The sequence below is a fragment of the Symplocastrum torsivum genome (assembly GCF_059505465.1).
Genome location: NZ_JCACKQ010000052.1, coordinates 1 through 15,449 on the forward strand (window position 1 = coordinate 1; position 15,449 = coordinate 15,449).

Annotated in this window: 16 protein-coding genes; 13 read left to right on the plus strand and 3 right to left on the minus strand. The window is 45.8% G+C overall.

From position 1 onward, the window contains the following. Positions 1 to 755 precede the first annotated feature (755 nt). The 4 genes from AC5JL3_RS17065 to AC5JL3_RS17080 all read left to right on the plus strand — a co-directional run bounded on the left by AC5JL3_RS17065 (position 756) and on the right by AC5JL3_RS17080 (position 6,674). On the plus strand, positions 756 to 1,304 hold the full coding sequence (locus AC5JL3_RS17065; protein WP_496075613.1) for a DUF2690 domain-containing protein: 549 nt from the start codon (positions 756 to 758) through the stop codon (positions 1,302 to 1,304). A 636-nt stretch (positions 1,305 to 1,940) separates the two neighbouring features. Further along, entirely contained in the window at positions 1,941 to 2,156 is a 216-nt protein-coding gene (locus AC5JL3_RS17070) for an FxLYD domain-containing protein (RefSeq protein WP_496075614.1), read from the plus strand. 111 nt (positions 2,157 to 2,267) lie between these two features. Beyond that, positions 2,268 to 3,926 carry a GspE/PulE family protein gene (locus AC5JL3_RS17075; protein ID WP_496075615.1) on the plus strand — a complete coding sequence of 553 codons (1,659 nt, stop codon included), beginning with the start codon at positions 2,268 to 2,270 and terminating at the stop codon, positions 3,924 to 3,926. A gap of 1,140 nt (positions 3,927 to 5,066) precedes the next feature. Next, entirely contained in the window at positions 5,067 to 6,674 is a 1,608-nt protein-coding gene (locus AC5JL3_RS17080; protein WP_496075616.1) for a hypothetical protein, read from the plus strand. Here the strand turns inward: AC5JL3_RS17080 and AC5JL3_RS17085 are convergent. After that, complete coding sequence (locus AC5JL3_RS17085; protein WP_496075617.1) at positions 6,671 to 6,877, minus strand: hypothetical protein; 207 nt, start codon at positions 6,875 to 6,877, stop codon at positions 6,671 to 6,673. The genes AC5JL3_RS17080 and AC5JL3_RS17085 overlap by 4 nt on opposite strands. A gap of 23 nt (positions 6,878 to 6,900) precedes the next feature. On the opposite strand from AC5JL3_RS17085, the gene xisF reads away from it, so the two are divergent. Together xisF and AC5JL3_RS17095 are read left to right on the plus strand one after the other, a co-directional pair. Further along, positions 6,901 to 8,448, plus strand: coding sequence for a fdxN element excision recombinase XisF (gene xisF / locus AC5JL3_RS17090; protein WP_496075618.1), 1,548 nt, complete (start codon positions 6,901 to 6,903; stop codon positions 8,446 to 8,448). A gap of 41 nt (positions 8,449 to 8,489) precedes the next feature. After that, complete coding sequence (locus AC5JL3_RS17095) at positions 8,490 to 9,374, plus strand: COG3415 family protein (RefSeq protein WP_496075619.1); 885 nt, start codon at positions 8,490 to 8,492, stop codon at positions 9,372 to 9,374. Positions 9,375 to 9,379: 5 nt separating this feature from the next. Here the strand turns inward: AC5JL3_RS17095 and AC5JL3_RS17100 are convergent, their stop codons facing one another. After that, positions 9,380 to 9,721 carry a hypothetical protein gene (locus AC5JL3_RS17100; protein WP_496075620.1) on the minus strand — a complete coding sequence of 114 codons (342 nt, stop codon included), beginning with the start codon at positions 9,719 to 9,721 and terminating at the stop codon, positions 9,380 to 9,382. Between the two features lie 356 nt (positions 9,722 to 10,077). Here AC5JL3_RS17100 and AC5JL3_RS17105 point away from each other — a divergent pair, with 356 nt between their 5' ends. Together AC5JL3_RS17105 and AC5JL3_RS17110 are read left to right on the plus strand one after the other, a co-directional pair. After that, a complete protein-coding gene (locus AC5JL3_RS17105; RefSeq protein WP_496075621.1) occupies positions 10,078 to 10,872 on the plus strand; it encodes a MarR family transcriptional regulator in 795 nt (264 codons plus the stop codon). Continuing rightward, a complete protein-coding gene (locus AC5JL3_RS17110) occupies positions 10,869 to 11,381 on the plus strand; it encodes a hypothetical protein (protein ID WP_496075622.1) in 513 nt (170 codons plus the stop codon). Before AC5JL3_RS17105 ends, AC5JL3_RS17110 begins: the two co-directional genes overlap by 4 nt. 42 nt (positions 11,382 to 11,423) lie before the next feature. On the opposite strand, the gene AC5JL3_RS17115 is transcribed toward AC5JL3_RS17110, so the two are convergent. Continuing rightward, positions 11,424 to 11,627: a hypothetical protein gene (locus tag AC5JL3_RS17115; RefSeq protein WP_496075623.1), complete on the minus strand. Its 204-nt coding sequence runs from the start codon at positions 11,625 to 11,627 to the stop codon at positions 11,424 to 11,426. Between the two features lie 143 nt (positions 11,628 to 11,770). Between AC5JL3_RS17115 and AC5JL3_RS17120 the strand changes: the two genes are divergently transcribed. The 5 genes from AC5JL3_RS17120 (at position 11,771) to AC5JL3_RS17140 (ending at position 15,351) form a co-directional block, all read left to right on the plus strand. Then, the gene (locus AC5JL3_RS17120; protein WP_496075624.1) at positions 11,771 to 12,064 is read left to right on the plus strand and encodes a hypothetical protein; all 294 of its coding nucleotides are present in this window, start codon (positions 11,771 to 11,773) and stop codon (positions 12,062 to 12,064) included. Then, positions 12,057 to 12,362 (plus strand): hypothetical protein, encoded by a 306-nt coding sequence (locus AC5JL3_RS17125; protein WP_496075625.1) that lies wholly within the window; start codon positions 12,057 to 12,059, stop codon positions 12,360 to 12,362. The genes AC5JL3_RS17120 and AC5JL3_RS17125 overlap by 8 nt, the downstream gene beginning before the upstream one ends. A gap of 318 nt (positions 12,363 to 12,680) precedes the next feature. After that, positions 12,681 to 13,157 (plus strand): hypothetical protein, encoded by a 477-nt coding sequence (locus tag AC5JL3_RS17130; RefSeq protein WP_496075626.1) that lies wholly within the window; start codon positions 12,681 to 12,683, stop codon positions 13,155 to 13,157. Between the two features lie 417 nt (positions 13,158 to 13,574). Beyond that, positions 13,575 to 14,681 carry an HNH endonuclease gene (locus AC5JL3_RS17135; RefSeq protein WP_496075627.1) on the plus strand — a complete coding sequence of 369 codons (1,107 nt, stop codon included), beginning with the start codon at positions 13,575 to 13,577 and terminating at the stop codon, positions 14,679 to 14,681. Positions 14,682 to 14,916: 235 nt separating this feature from the next. Continuing rightward, positions 14,917 to 15,351 carry an arsenate-mycothiol transferase ArsC gene (locus AC5JL3_RS17140; RefSeq protein WP_496075628.1) on the plus strand — a complete coding sequence of 145 codons (435 nt, stop codon included), beginning with the start codon at positions 14,917 to 14,919 and terminating at the stop codon, positions 15,349 to 15,351. The last annotated feature ends 98 nt before the right edge of the window (positions 15,352 to 15,449 follow it).

Below are 15,449 nucleotides of genomic sequence, written 5' to 3' on the forward strand. Positions count from 1 at the left end.
AAGTTGGGTGAGTCATCCTCGACTTGTTCGCTCTCAGGAGGCTCGGCTTGTGATATAGCGTTTCTCTATTTGCTGAGGTACAAAGTAGTTGGCTTTGAGGCAGAAGGCAGAGGGAAAAGGGCAGAAGTTGAGTGTACTCCACTCATTTGAGAACCGCTATAACGCTCTTTTGTCACCCCGGGAAAATAAAAATAACAGCCGATGGAGGAAAGCTTTGTCCACGCAGTATTTGAGCGATCGCAAACTGATAGAAACCCAATTCATAAGCTCAAATGTAAAACTCCCTCGCTGTAAGGGTTTCAGATTTCGCTCTGACGAGAGTGACAAAAGAGCGATAATTCGCGCAACTGCCCATTAATGAGCAACCAAGGGCGAATAGAACCATTAAGGGCTGCGTGACCATTGAGTCCAGCCTGTGTATTGGCACTGAATTGACCCTGTGGAGCGTCTCCTGAGTGCGAGCGCTGTTTTTGGAGTCTTTTCAGAACTTCTAGAACAGTTTTTTTACAATTATATTTTCTCAAATTTAACAAAATAAAAAGACCAATTCAGTTATGAAGTTCATGATATTGACTACCTTTTATCCTTAGTTCAATCTGAACGACATAAGCACAGTTATTACCAAGTTAACTAAGGCAATCAGTCATGTGTATTGATTAGCTTCTAGTGAGATACCACTAATAGTTGTGTCTCCTTTGGGAAGAACTGACGAGTGCTTTGATGCTAGCCAACTTAAAATTTCAAGGAGAATTATCATGCTGCTTAAATCTCGTATTTCCGCTATTGTAGTTGGGCTAACTTTACTCTCAGGTTCAGTTGTCTTTCCTGCCCTCGCCCAGGAAGTCACATCACCAAAAACCGTCGCAGGGGAACTTGCACCCGGACCCGCCCCAGTAGAAAATATACCAAAACCAGTGGAGAACTCGCCTAAACCCGCCCCAATGCAACCTGGCCGAGAACTCAATTCACCAGGGCCGGGATGCAGTGGCGGCGAACCAGCGGTCGGACCCGCAGCAACGGTTAGTCGTAGGCAGATCACTGGCACCTCGCGGGTCGTCGAACTCCGCTATAATGCCACGCGGCGTACAGCGTGGGGGAGGATCACCGGAGGCGCTGTTGGTGACACCGTTTGGGTTAACCGTCGTTATAGCAATGGCGGCTTATCTGGTCCATGCGGGACAACTCAGATTAACACGGGACAAAGCACGTTCACGCCAATGTTCAATGACCGCAATCCCATCCAGATGCAAGCTTGCGCCAGAACGGTAGGTTTCCCCTTGGGCACCTGCACAGGGTGGTACTAAACTTGATTTGACTTTGTTTGACCCAACTCGATTGGGCTACTCGTTAACAACTTCAAGGTTCGGTTCTACCTGCAAAAAGAATTTCCAACACTACTGTTCCAGTAGTGTGAGCAACAATCATCAACTAGCTTCAAACAATTTAGATAGAGTACTCATTTGTACTACTCATTTTTGAGTTGTTTCAGGCGATCGCGCAGAGCGCACACTACGCGATCGCACTGCCTTCCTATGCAAGGTGCGATCACTACTTAGATCTAGAAAGGTTTGACTTCATTTGACCCAACTTGATTGCACTGCTAATCAACAGTTCCCTGTTCGATTCTATCTGTAAAGCGAATTCCAGAAAAGCATATTGTCTCGACTATTATTGCCATGCATCAATACTTTTGTTTAATAGCTGCCCTCACAGCTACCTCGCTTCTGTTCGTAGCTGAAACTGCTTTTAGTCATCCGCTGACTGTAGGTGATAGATATCCAGTTGTTTCAAGCTCAGACACTGATAAGCCCATTTGTTATATGCAAACAGAAGATGGCAGAACTCTGAATCTCAGTAGCTTGTGTGAAAAAAAAACTAGCGCTCGATCCCAAGCTCAGTCCCAAATAATTATCAGTAACGTAAGATACAACGGCAAACAAATGATTGGTAATGTTGTCAATAATACAAACAAAACAGTTTACCAACCTATGGTTAACTATGAACTTCTTGACGAGAATGGCAGCGTGACTGAGAGGGGTTCCGTTCCCACAAATGAAGAGACGCTTAGCCCTGGTCAAACTGCTACATTCCAAACTTCTATGCCCGGTGGTCGCAACGTGAGGACGACATCCGTTGAATGGAACGAGTCAGAGTAAGTGAGGTTCTGATGGCTCGTGAGCGATGCGAAGAGAGCGCCGCTTTGCTAACGCATTACGGCACGAACCATATAATTCAATCCCTGCTGTTTATTTTTGTTGGAAAAAACAATGCAATCTTGCGTTACTATTGCCTCCGCTTGGGCTAAGCTAAGAAACCGTGAAATTACCTGTGACGAAGCCCTGAAGCTTTTGGTAGATGAGCAAGGAATTGTTAACTTTGAAATGCTTGATTCGGAAGTCAGCTCCCGCTTTTTTCGGGACGTTCCCAATCGCAGTGCTTTACCTCCCGTAATTCCCCTGCTGCTTTGGCGCAACTGTTACTACCTGGGCAGTCCAGTCGCTCTTACAGAAGAGGACATTAAAAAACTAAGCGATGCCATAGGCAAGGGCTTCGCCCTAGGCACCCTTGCCGACATCAAAATCATTCCCATTGCCGATAAAAGCTATCGCACTTGGTTTCTCACCCAAACTTTCAATGCTAACTCCATCAGCTCCGAACAAATAGTCAATCCTCTCACGGGCGAGGCAGAGCAAGAAGACATCAGTGAAGTTACACAACTTTATCTCTCCAAAGCTGCTGACCAAATTAGCCGGATTAAAACCATTATTTCCAGTGCGCTACGCAACCGCGCCAGCGATATTCACCTAGAACCGATGTCAGATGGCTTAAGAGTTCGCTATCGCATTGACGGCATTCTGCGCGATATTACCACTCTGCAAGCTGATGTCAGCCGCAGGGCGATTGTTGCCCTCAAAGTCATGTGCAACATGGACATTGCCGAAAGCCGTCGTCCTCAAGATGGGCGGATTGGAGAAAACTACACCTCTGGCGAGGAAACCCAACTAGGACTGGACATGCGGGTGAGTACCCTCCCCTGCGTGGGTGGAGAGAAAGTCGTGATTCGCTTACTCCCCCGACGAAACCCCTTTTCTGGTCTAGAAGATTTAGGATTCTCCAAAAAAAATCTGGAGCTGTACAGAAGCTGGTTGCAGCAGCCTCAGGGGATAATTATTCTCACAGGTCCAACTGGTTCGGGGAAAACCAGTACGCTCTACAACTCTCTACAAGCTGTAGCTACTGAAAATGTGAATGTGGTGACGGTAGAAGACCCGGTGGAATATGTGTTGCCCCGCATTACCCAAACCCAAGTACATGAGGCGGCAGGGATGACTTTAGCCGCAGGACTTAGAGCGATTTTACGACAAGACCCGGACATCATCATGGTCGGGGAAATTCGGGACAGCGAAACAGCAGAAACAGCGATTCGGGCGGCGTTGACGGGTCACTTGGTGCTGACGACCTTGCATACTAACGATGCTGTCAGTGCGATTCCCCGCCTCAAAGATATTGGTCCAGATCCGGGTTTAGTCAGTGATGCTCTATTGGGGATTGTCGCTCAGCGTTTAGTCCGCAGAGTTTGCCCCCACTGCGCCCAACCTCATACACCCATTGAAGCTGATTTGAGGAAGCTGGGCTTATCGATACAAGAAGCGAACCCGCAAGCATGGCGTCGTGGCAAGGGTTGCTCTAAGTGCTTCAATTCCGGCTACTTAGGGCGGGAAGCGATTGTGGAACTACTGAACGTCGATGACACAGTGCGACAGCTAATTTACGAGGGAACAATGACCCAGTTGCACCGCTACCTGGGTGAAATCAATTTTGACTCGTTTCGGATGGCGGCGATTAAGAAGGTGACCATAGGGGTAACTACCCTAACAGAAGTGCTGCGAGTACTGCCCCACAGTGCCTTGTCCCGTAAGTCCTGAGTATCTAACGGGACTTAGGTGATTTCTGAAAAACAAATTACCAGACTAGCTAAGATACTCCTATATTGCCCAAATGGGACATCCTCATTGTCTCACCTGACTGGTAACTTCTTTAGTGGAAATCGCCTTAAACGAAAATCAAGAAACAATATCCCTCGATTGGTTCTCCCACAAGATTTTCCATTGCCTTGATATCCCTTATTAGCTTGCTGATTTTAATTAGTCTGCTTTGGGAGCAAAGTTAAACTCAAGCCCTATTTCTGAAAACCTCCTCACAGAAAAAGTGGCATCCAGTTGGCAGACTTGACAGACAAGTGCGCGATCGCACTCATCCAGTAAGAGGCACTGTCGGATAACTACTTTTTGTGAACAAAATATACTTGTATCCCCTTACCCCACTTATCTGGGGTATTTTTTTTGTATCAATATGACATAAAGAATATTGTGTCTCAATCGGTAATAAGTCATCAATCCAACTTATCAATCACTCATCCGTTCAGGATGTCAAATACCGATAATCTCACATTATGTGAGGTAGAAAATAAGCTGTAATGACGGTATAGCGTTGATGGGGGTAATTCCTAAAATTTATGGAACTTAGAAAGCCAAAAATCGGCTCTTATTGAGAGTAACCCCCCGATTCTTGCGAGTCATCAATAAGCTGGTCTAAATTGCTGCTGACAGAAAAGTACGCTTTTATACGACATGTTGCCGCTCTTCCCTTTGCCGAATAATTGTCTAACAAGTGCGTTGCCACGTTTGGGCTACTGCGTTGTGAAAGGAGCATGATTTTCTTACCGAAGTAGTTGGTAGTGGTTGCGATCGCATTAAACCTGACGGGTCTTGTGCCGTGTTTTCGTTAATGTCGGTTTTTGAAGACTGTTTCACTTCCCCTTGAGCCTTTGCTTAATCCCCTCTGACTGAACTCTCCAAAAACGCGCTCGTCTAGAGCCTGATTCCAACCGTTCTTATTTTCGTGATACTTACACCACTACAAAAGTGATGGGTGATCGCCTAGCAGCGATGCATTATCATCCCGACTACTAGGGAGTGTTTGTTTTAGATTGGATGTTGTCATTGCGATCATAAATCAACGTTTGAAAGTTATCAGTTCTCAAGATACTGACTGGAAAAGAAGCCATGAAATTAGAGACACTCAACGAAGCCTTGGAGCAATTCACCCTAACCACAGTCAGTCAGGATAAGCCTCTACTTGTTAGTCGTCTCCGGACATTCTTGAGACGCTATATTCTGCCTAGCTATGGTTTCACAAAAACCGAATTACTCAACCATTTGGATGAGTATCTAGCTCTTGTTCCAATTCAACAGTTTTTCAAAGATGCCACACAAATTCTTTACACCCTAAAACCATTAGCCAATCCGCCTTCTTCCGACCAAACAATCCAGAAAGAAAAACTTAAAAATTACTGTTTAGCGTTAGAAGAATTTTTGAGCTGGACGCACTTCCAAACTCATCTTTGGGCTACGAGCTGCCACCAGATCTTACCCGAACCGCTGCCCGAAAAAGAACTCCACAATCTCAAGCCACCTACCCCCCAAAAAAAACTTACTCCCTCCCTGTTACATCAGCCCAAGAAACTGCGCGAGTTCTGGCTCAACCATCGGGTACAGATACGCACTGCTTTTGCAACTAGCTACAACCCTGTCTATGCCCATCGCAGCAACATCCTTTGTACTTTAGGCTGGCTACGTCATGAACATGGACAAAAAAAGTTACTGCTAGCCATCAAGCAAGAATCCTCTTTAGAAACATTGCAAGCCTTCATCATTGATGAAATAGGAGACCCCTGCGATTTTGAAGGAACCATCATTGAAATCTTCGATCTGAATGACTGCCCAAAACAAGTTACCCTCAGAGAAGCTTTGGCAATCGCTGCCTCTCAGAAATTCGCCTCAGATACTGCCTTTGGCTTCCAGGAACTCCACCTCTATTGGAGTCTCACTTTACTACCCGACACTCCTCAAACTCTGGCTTTTTGGAAACTAGCAGAAGCGCTCCGGAGCATCGCTACCTTTGATTTCGCTCCTGCCAATAACCAGCAACGCTACTGGATGCGATGCATCCAGAACAGCTGGCAGGTCAAGTCAATCGTGCTACCTAATAAAATTTTCAACTTAATTCCTGACCCTACTCAGGCAGGTCATTCTCTGAGCCACGTACTTCCTCAAGCTGCCCTAGAAGACCTGCATATAGCAACCGACATTGAAAAGGCTATCTATCAACTCCTTTTCCAAGGAGAACAAAAGATTCGAGAGTGGGCCCAAAAGGAAGGAATTGACTATCCCTTTGAAACAGCTCAAGAGCTATTTATTCATAATCGGAGAGAAGAGTTTCGAGATAACTTCCAAAAAACATTACTCAATTCTCATCCCCTCTGGACAAACAAGGCAAAACAAAAAGCACGCTACCGCCACTTTCTGAAATTCCTTAGGAATAATTTTTACGACGAGCCTACAGTCGAGGAACAATATTTTCAAGACCTGAGGAGTATGGGTTGGCAAGGGTACTGGATTTTGGCTCTGTGGAACCACAAGAACAGCGATGAATCTTTCGGTCAGCTCTGGAGAGCTTATTGGAAAGCTCTCACAGCAGGCATAAAACTCTTCGACTCCTGCTTCTACTGGCGAGACGGGATTCCTTACAGAAGCAAACAAACCAGCCAAATGGTATCGGTCGAGGTTGGGTTAGACAGCGACAGGTATTTCTACTGGTACTATTCTTCTTAACATTTCTCAAAAAATTCAAAAAGTTTTTCATTGGCTTTGTGACTCTGGTATTTAGATATTAGAGTCACAAAAACATGATTAACGGCAGATGAAGCCATTTCATCTACTTTTATCAGGTAGCTTATTTGGCTTTTATTTATTACTAAAAGCTTTTTTTGTGCAAGCGTAACTTGACTTACACGCGCACAATTTTCTAGTATCATGACATTAGATTTAGGAGGTTTTTATGGGTAAGATATGTGGATATGCGCGAGTTTCAACTCACGAGCAAGCCTTTGACCACAATGCTTTCAAGCAACAAATCCATCGCATTGAGCAGTTTGGCGTAGATAAGATCTACCAAGATATTGAATCAGGAGCTAATCCAGATAGACCCGGTTTTAACGACCTTTTATCTTCAGTTGCTCAGGGAGAGGTAGACGTAATTGTTGCAACCCGCTGGGACAGGTTAACTAGAGAACCTCTAGTCTATTACAAAATTAAAGAACTCTTAAGAAGCTCTAATATCAAACTGACACTACTTGACCAAGGAGAAGTAGATCTCAACAGCGCTTCTGGAGAATTAAGTGCAGATTTGCAGGCAACAATTGCTCAGCATGAGCGGCGTATGCTCAGGGAGAGAATCCAACGCGGTTTTGAATACCGTCGGGGCAACAAAGTTGCTTGGACACGAGCACCTTGGGGCTATGTTATCGAAGATGATAAATATGTTCTAGATACTGAACCTGTTATCTGTCTTCTACAGGATAGACCGCAAGATTATCTAGCTCTCTACAATGAACCTAACACCTCAACCAAACTTATTGGTATTAGTAAATCTCAAATTGCTAGAGAGTCAGTGGAGGTTTTTCTTCAACTAAGAAGGACTCGACCCGTTCTGACACACCTTTATCTAAAATATGGGGTTGAGCGAAAGAAGAAGGGAGTTGCCAAGTCAGGTGATAGTGAAGCTCAAGAAATCTTTAAGAAGTCTAACAAGGAGACTAATCTAGTTCTCAGTAAACAAGTGCTTTTCTGGGCATCCGGAGCGAACTTTAAAGTCTGGCTAGAAAATCCGGTTTTGCGAGGTCATACCGCTTACAAGAAATTTCAAAGGAAAGGCGGCAAGAAAGACCCAAATTCCTGGGAAGTTCACTATGATACCCACCCAGATTCTCGATTGATTACTGATGAAGAATTTCAGGAAATTCAAGCGATTCTCAAGTCAAATAGCCGGATGATAGGCACTCCTGGATTAGCTTTCTATCTTACAGGACTTGTTGTTTGCGACGAATGTGGTCATAAGTGTGTACTGAAGCATAGCGCCGATTATCGATATTACGGTTGTCGAAATTCGACGATTGGCTGTAGCAATCGTAAGTGTATCCGAACGGAAAAACTTGATGAGGCGATTATTCATCAGTTGTTTCATCTAGCGCATGAGCTGTCAACGAGAACTAATGAGTGTAAAGAAGATTTACTAGAAGCCTCAAAACTTACACTCCTCAAACAGCAATTAGAAGGTCTCGACAAACTCCTAGAAATTAGCCCCACACCTCATCTCAAACAGGCTAAATACGGCTTAATCAAGGAGATTGAGGGGCAAAGTCTTCAGGTAGAGCAGAAAAAGTTTGTTCAAGAGACGGCTCAACAGATGATTAGTCGTCCTGAAGCCAAAAAGAAAAGCTTTTGGTACACGCTCAATCTGAAGGAGCGAGAAATTATCTATGACAAGTTTGTCAGCAAAGTCTCAATTTTGAACGGAGAAGTTGTTTCGGTTGATTTAACGATCTAACACTGAACTCGCTTGTTAAATTCTAGTGACAGAGGATTTCTATGTTTTCACAACTGACAATCAATACTTTTGAGCAAGCCACACAACGGTTTACTGCGGCTGAAGCGGAAGCTTTGAAAGATTGGCACCCATTTTGTAATTGCCTGAATCCTGGAGGTGAGCTTGAGTGCGAGAATTGCCTTTACTTCCATGTGCTGGTGCAACTCATCAAAGAAAAGCTGCATCCGATTCCTGCTGAAGTCTTCCCGGTAATACTACCACCAGAGATCAAGCCACCTTATTCAGATGAAGTGAAGCAGCAGTGTGTAAAGCTGCATACTCAAGGTTACTCGCTTGAGAGGATTCAGTCGCTAACGGGTGTGACGAACTGCCGTCGCCTAAGGGAGTGGATTCGTCAAGCCAATCACTTAGACAGGTTAGTAGAGCCTACACCCGAACTGAGGCAGCGCTGTCTGAATCTACATACTGATGGCATGAGTGCCAGTCAGATTGAGGATTTGACCGGAGTTCCCACGAAGATAGTCAATGATTGGCTCAAAGCGGCAGGTCTATTCAAACCACGTCTATTCTATTCAACTGCTCAAAAGGAGCAAGCTCTTGCACTGTATCGAGATGGTCGAGATGTTGGAGAAATTGAGAGGCTCACAGGAGTTTCAGCTCAATCACTCGGCTCAATGGCGAACCGAGCTAATTTAACCCGACCTAAGAGAGTGAAAATGGGTCGGCCTCGGATACACCCACCAGAAACTAGGCAAGCTTGTCAGAATCTGCTGCGTGAGGGCAAGAGTGCAGTGCAGATTGAAGAATTACTTGGCGTGAGTGCTAGTACAATTCGCAACTGGAAAAAGCAGTGGGTGCAGGCAGAACAAGTGCTTTCTCCTGACAATCAACCCAATAACCCCGATGAGGGTTGTGAGTTCATTTGAGTTTTTCATACAGAGGCTGGATCAGTGGAATTACTGGTTGTGACGCGAAGCCGACGGGCGATCGCGTTTAGCCCATCTGGCAACTGAGCCAAATCTACCTGTTCAATTACCTGCTTTAAATCCGGCAGACGCTCTGAGCAAGCCCCACCCAAAATTTCTGAGAAATAGTCTTTCCGCACTTCGTAGGGGAGGCACGCGATTAACTTATCCTCAATCTCTACAGTGATTGAACTCCGACCTTTACGGAACTTACTAATTGTCGCCTCCGCAACACCAGACTCCTGAGATAGCCACTTGCCGCTTATCCCATGCTGCCTCAGTACCTGGTCAAAGATTTTGTTCCTCATCCTTCGATAATACGCTACTCAGAATTAGCGCATACGCCAATTATCAACTAAAGTTGAAGGATAGCTTAATTCCCCAGAGCCTAGCTAAGGGCAATTCACAGATGATGGAGCATCTATGACACCTACAAGTTTACATCAGACCACAAGCAAGGCTGAATCCTTGCTGTAAGGAACAACCACGCGGGAATTACTTCGCCGCCGCTATGCCTGATAGAGAGCGAAACCTACCCAGGACAAACTGGAAATCATCTAAACGCTTGCCAATGGCTCTCTAGCACGGCTGAGAGCTAAAAAATTAGCTCCGATCTCAGAACAAGTGAGGTACGGGGCATCTAATCATTCAACCTATTTCTATTATGACAGGAACTCGAAAGAAGCCATCTAATGCACTGCATCTACGGGTGACAAAAGAGCAGTGGCTCAAGGATTTCAAAACACTCACACGCGCTCAGTTAGGAGTTCTTTATTACATCGCAACGTCTGACCCATTTGGCGATCGTGGTGTTGAGGTAACAGTTACGGAGATGGCCTCTGATCTAGGACTCGACAAGAGCAGTGTCAGCCGCGCCCTCAAGCAATTAGACCAGATGAGATACATCGATTCAGAGCTGATTAAAGCCAAGGTTAAAGTGTTGCACCCACGCAACAGTGTTGCACCCACGCAACAAACGATGCACCAGCGCAACCTGCAATGCGTAGACGCAACAAACGATGCACCCACGCAACAAGCGATGCACTCACACAACAATCAATCGCCAGACTCCTCACCGGACAAAGGGTCTGAGTCACCTAAAACTAATAAAACTAATAAAACCCATTTAAACTCTCTCTCGCTATTTGAGAGAGAGAATTTTTTGAAGTTTGGCTTAAAGAAGGCAGCAGAGCTGCCAAAGAAGCCGACACTTCCTGAGAGGTGGGTGTGGACGCACTTCGACGAGTTGTATCCACAGTTTCGTGCCAACGTCGGGGAAGCGATCGCTCCCAGCCAAGATTGGGAAAATCACCCGCGCCGGGACGAGTGGCTTGAGGAGATGCGAACCCAAGGCGCTGGGGCTTTTGTTGGGTTAGCTCCTGGAGAAGAGCGTTCCGAAAGGACTAAGTTTCGTGAATGGGCGCAAGCCAACAACCGCATTTGGGGGAATGAGTCGTGAAGAAGCTGCCCCGTGAGATTTTGCGGCAAGAAGACAAACCGGGTTACGAAAAGGAGGTATGGCAACCCAGTTGGAAATGCTACTGTTGTCACGATTTGGGAATTGTCAGACCGCATTTAGTAGCAATGCTGATTGATGGTTATGACTACCGACATGACAAACTTCCTCGCTGTCAAAATCAGGGCTGCTCTGCTGGTAGTAGCTATGACAGTAGTGAGCTTTCCAACTGCATTGATTACAGACTCTCACCAGCAATTTGCCAGGAACTAGACATGATTGAGAGGGAGGACTGGCGACAGACTCAAGCCGAGTGGCACAGCACCCGCAAACACCGACAAGTTGATTTTTCCAGTGTGGTTCAAAATCTGCGACCCACCAACCGCACAAGCGGTGAACAGATGGAAGCAATGCGGCGCTCAGAAGAGGTGATGGCTCGAATTGACAAAGGGTTAAATGACACAGAGCGTAAAGAAATGCTGTTGAGAACTGGGGAGATTAACAGTCTCTAAGCATCAATTCTTTCACGTTTAAGCTACTGAGCGCTGTTCCTTCTACGAATTGTCTGGCTGATTGTTACGCTGTTCCTCCTGTTGCCGCTCCTTTTCGAGTTGCTCCAGGTACGTCTGCAAGAGATTCCTTATTTTTCTTGACAAAGAAAGTTCTTTCCATAACGGCTCTGAGCGAGCCGTTTCTATGCGCTCTCTCAAGTCCGTTATGTCAAGAGTAATTCGGTCTCGCTTTTGCTTGTCACTCATGCCAACAGTTTATAGCGTTGGCATTTACTTTCATGATTTGTCATCACAAGTCATTTTTAATGACAAATATGATTAGTGATGACAAATCATGCTATGCTTACACCCGTAGAGGCGTAAAGCCGACAGCCAAGTGGAGGTTAGCCATGACTGGTCAACAGATTGTGCTGACGAAAGAAGAAGGTAGTCCACAGCATCCCCCTAAGTTTTCTGTTGGGGATGAAGTTATTTGGGCTTATGTAAAAGCCCATGACTACGGGATGATAGTAGACCGCTTGTGGACGACTGGAACTGTCCATAAGGTGACAGGCTGGCATTACCTAGTAGGCTTGCATCCGAATAGCTTCAGCTATTCCTTCTGCCAAAAAGATTGGGCTTACGAACAAGACCTCGAATTGTTAGGCGAGTTCAACAAGCTGGAGGGTAAGTCCCTTGAGTAGAGAAAACGAAGAGACAGCAGCGTTCCAGAACTGGATGTGGGGTCGCATGTCCCCAAACGACTTTGCCATCGTTTGGGCACCCGTAGGTTATAGAGAGATTGGGCTAGTGTGCGGAGTTTCTGCCTCAACTGTACAGCACTGGTTTTCTGACCCCAGCGCTACTTCCCATCGAGAGCCTTCTGATAGACCTCAACGCCTTCTAGCGCTAGCAGATTGGTGGTTGAGAACGTTCAATTTCACTCCCAGGCAGCTTTCAGCACAATTTGAGCAATATTTGCGTCAGCGCTCACTGGAATAAGCTGTCGTCAAGGCGTTTCTTTCAAGAGGCATCAACCTTTAACGTAACGATTGGCAAGTCCAATCTTCTCTCAAGGAGATAGAGACTTGTTGCACTGTGGTTGAGTTCAAAGGTGACACTTGAAGCAGTAACCGCCTGAAAAACGTATCAACTTCCAAATTGATCATAAGCACAGCTTGGCGAATGCCTACGAACCCAGCTCTCACCACTCTCTGTGGCAGCCCGTCACAGAGCGATAGCGCCAGAGCAACTGAAGGCATTTCGCCTTTCCTGTTTCCAAAAAGCAACCATCAACTCATCTAGTAATACTTGCCACTGATGAAACATCGTGATTGGCTTCGCCTCAAGCGTGAAGGCGAAAATGTTTGTGCTGTCCTACGGCTCAAAGGCTATCAATGCCACAAGCTAAAGAGTCGCCTGTCCTGGAAAGTCACCTTTGGCGATAACTCTTATGTCCTGACCTGGCTACCAGCGCCAGTGAGTGATTGGAATCTGGGTCCCAAAGATAACAGCCCCGCCTGGGAACAGATGTGGGCAATTGTGCACAGTACCTTAAAAACCGATGGCGAGAAAGCTATATCTCATCAACGAATTGAGCAACCGGGAGATTACACTCGTCCCTGGGCGATTGTCCGACTCCTGCCCAAAGCTCAACATTACACTGTTGCCCGGTTTGCTAATCGCCAAGATGCTCAAGACCATAAGAGAGTTTTGCAACGGTTTATACCAACTGCTTCCTTTGAGGTTGTTTTTGATGCGCCCGTAACAAGCTGCCCAAGCAACACCGACTCTTGAGCCATATAGCTGAGTTGGAGGGCAAGTCTCACTCAGGCTTTTAAAGCTACGCAAGCACTTGATGACAAGCTCCCGGCATTACTCCGAGTAGCACAATTTGAGCAATCTGAACGGCAGTGAGTGTTCAAATAAGCTGTCATCAGGGCGTTTTTTTGGAGAAGCTTCAGGATGTAAGGTAACGCCAAGCCAATCGAATTTCCCGACTAAGCCGTAGCCTGTTGCCGCTTTATAAGTGTTTATTTATGCCTATGAAACCGTTCGTCTAAAAAACTGAGTGCCTTTTCCCAACAAAAAGCCGCTGGCTCCACCACTGACTCCTCATTCTTTTTGGAGTGGAACGGCGACTAGATTCTCTTGAAAGATTTTCAACCAAAGCTTTATAGCACTTGCTTTAAGACTGATTATTACTCTTAAGAAATGATGATGTCATCAAACTTCAACGAGCCTAGCCTGAGAGCACAGGTCTTCAACCTAAACACAGCGACAGTTTCTATTGAGCAAATTCCTTGCCATCAAATGGTGAAACCGAGTACTCCCGTCAGTGAACTGACATCTGTCCAAGTCTCTCGCCTCACCAGGATTTATCACAAGGTCGGCTATGTCATTGACGAAAAGCTTTCGGATTGGCTTAAAGATTTTACTTATGACTTTCACCCAGAGCGGGAAATTCAGATTTGGGAAGACATTGCCGCTGTCTTTGCGAGATATACCAAAAGCTATCAACTAACCCTCACGCAAAAGCGAGAAGTTGTTAGGAGATTAATCAAGCTGGTGGGAGGAGAAAAACAGGAGGATTCTGTCTCTGTAGAATTACTAAAACTCTTACAACAGGAGCAAGCTGACAAGTTTTTTATTCGACCCAACAAGCAACTATCTCTTGGGGAAAACCTTGATTTTAGAAGGTTTGCTCAAATTTACCAAGAATATGTGTCACGCCACGGGGTATCCAGCGACGATAACAAAGATGACCTTTTCGTCGCTTTGACGCGCCTGTTGGAATACAAGATTCCATCTACTAAACTTGGGATAGAATTGCTAGAAATCTGGGAAGGTCTAGTACAGTCGGAGTCGGGTAGGGAGCAAGATTTCAACCCAGACGATATAAAAGATGAAAGGCAAAAGAGCGCCAAAGCCACTGTTGTTCGTCCGGGTCAAAAAAGGTTTAAGCGCCTGTTGATAGAAGCTTATGGTGGGTGTTGCTCAATTACAGGTTGCTCTTTTGAACCTGTTTTAGAAGCGGCTCACATCATTCCCTATCTCGGTCCGAAAACTGACCATCCAGCCAACGGACTGTTGCTGCGTATGGACATCCATAAACTCTTCGATGCTCACTACCTGAGTATCAATCCCTTAACGAATCAGGTTGAGATTGCCCCCTGTTTGAAAGAGACCTATTACTCTAAGCTAGCGGAGCAAGCGTTAAGGCTGCCTCGGAGTAAAACAGCAAGACCGAATAGAAAAGCCCTCGAAAAGCACTACCAAAGATTTTCCGAGCTAGCTGACTCTGGGAAACTCATTCAATAATTGTTCCCTAGCCAACGCTAATTGGAGAAAATCATCAGAATCGAATTGCATAGAGATAATGTTGCTCGTTATATATGAGACGGTAAAGACCTATGCCAAGTTAGCGCGAGAGGCGTTAACTCAATTCTCTTGAGGGTTAAATCTTTTGCCGCACGGTCGATTCGATTAAGTTATTTGATAAACTCAAGGGCAGCAATTGCTAACGTTATTAGCTTTTTCAAATCGGTGAGGACGGATGAAAACGCTATTGTTTCTCTGCACAGGCAATTACTACCGCAGCCGATTTGCCGAACATTTATTCAATGTATTGGCTCCCAAGCATGGGTTAAATTGGATAGCTACCTCTCGCGGACTAGCGCTGGAACGGGGTGTAAATAATGTCGGAGCTATCTCCCAGCACGCCCTCATGGGTTTAACCGAACGCGGAGTAAGCATGGCACTCGATATGCGCTATCCTCTCCCCCTAACTGAAGCGGATTTGGTTGCAGCGTCCAAAGTTATTGCCGTTGATGAGTCAGAACACCTCCCTTTAATCGTCGAGCGCTTCCCTACCTGGAGAGATGCGATCGAATACTGGCTAGTTCACGATGTCGAGTACACTCTCCCCGATTCAGCACTCCAGCAAATCGAGTACAACATCCAGCGACTAATCGAGCAACTGGCGAAATAATCGGTTCGCGAGCGCCTTAGCCTGATGCAGCGCTTTAGCTGAACCTAGAGATTTGGCAGATTAAAGTAGATGAATCACTACGAACAATTTCCAACGCT

Excerpts from the sequence above, each read along its gene's own strand:
- AC5JL3_RS17130 (WP_496075626.1), top strand. The coding sequence starts at position 12,681 with ATGAAACATCGTGATTGGCTTCGCCTCAAGCGTGAAGGCGAAAATGTT.
- AC5JL3_RS17120 (WP_496075624.1), top strand. The coding sequence starts at position 11,771 with ATGACTGGTCAACAGATTGTGCTGACGAAAGAAGAAGGTAGTCCACAG.
- AC5JL3_RS17065 (WP_496075613.1), top strand. The coding sequence starts at position 756 with ATGCTGCTTAAATCTCGTATTTCCGCTATTGTAGTTGGGCTAACTTTA.
- AC5JL3_RS17100 (WP_496075620.1), bottom strand. The coding sequence starts at position 9,721 with ATGAGGAACAAAATCTTTGACCAGGTACTGAGGCAGCATGGGATAAGC.
- AC5JL3_RS17070 (WP_496075614.1), top strand. The coding sequence starts at position 1,941 with ATGATTGGTAATGTTGTCAATAATACAAACAAAACAGTTTACCAACCT.
- xisF (WP_496075618.1), top strand. The coding sequence starts at position 6,901 with ATGGGTAAGATATGTGGATATGCGCGAGTTTCAACTCACGAGCAAGCC.
- AC5JL3_RS17085 (WP_496075617.1), bottom strand. The coding sequence starts at position 6,877 with ATGATACTAGAAAATTGTGCGCGTGTAAGTCAAGTTACGCTTGCACAA.
- AC5JL3_RS17095 (WP_496075619.1), top strand. The coding sequence starts at position 8,490 with ATGTTTTCACAACTGACAATCAATACTTTTGAGCAAGCCACACAACGG.
- AC5JL3_RS17115 (WP_496075623.1), bottom strand. The coding sequence starts at position 11,627 with ATGAGTGACAAGCAAAAGCGAGACCGAATTACTCTTGACATAACGGAC.
- AC5JL3_RS17140 (WP_496075628.1), top strand. The coding sequence starts at position 14,917 with ATGAAAACGCTATTGTTTCTCTGCACAGGCAATTACTACCGCAGCCGA.
- AC5JL3_RS17075 (WP_496075615.1), top strand. The coding sequence starts at position 2,268 with ATGCAATCTTGCGTTACTATTGCCTCCGCTTGGGCTAAGCTAAGAAAC.
- AC5JL3_RS17105 (WP_496075621.1), top strand. The coding sequence starts at position 10,078 with ATGACAGGAACTCGAAAGAAGCCATCTAATGCACTGCATCTACGGGTG.
- AC5JL3_RS17080 (WP_496075616.1), top strand. The coding sequence starts at position 5,067 with ATGAAATTAGAGACACTCAACGAAGCCTTGGAGCAATTCACCCTAACC.
- AC5JL3_RS17135 (WP_496075627.1), top strand. The coding sequence starts at position 13,575 with ATGATGATGTCATCAAACTTCAACGAGCCTAGCCTGAGAGCACAGGTC.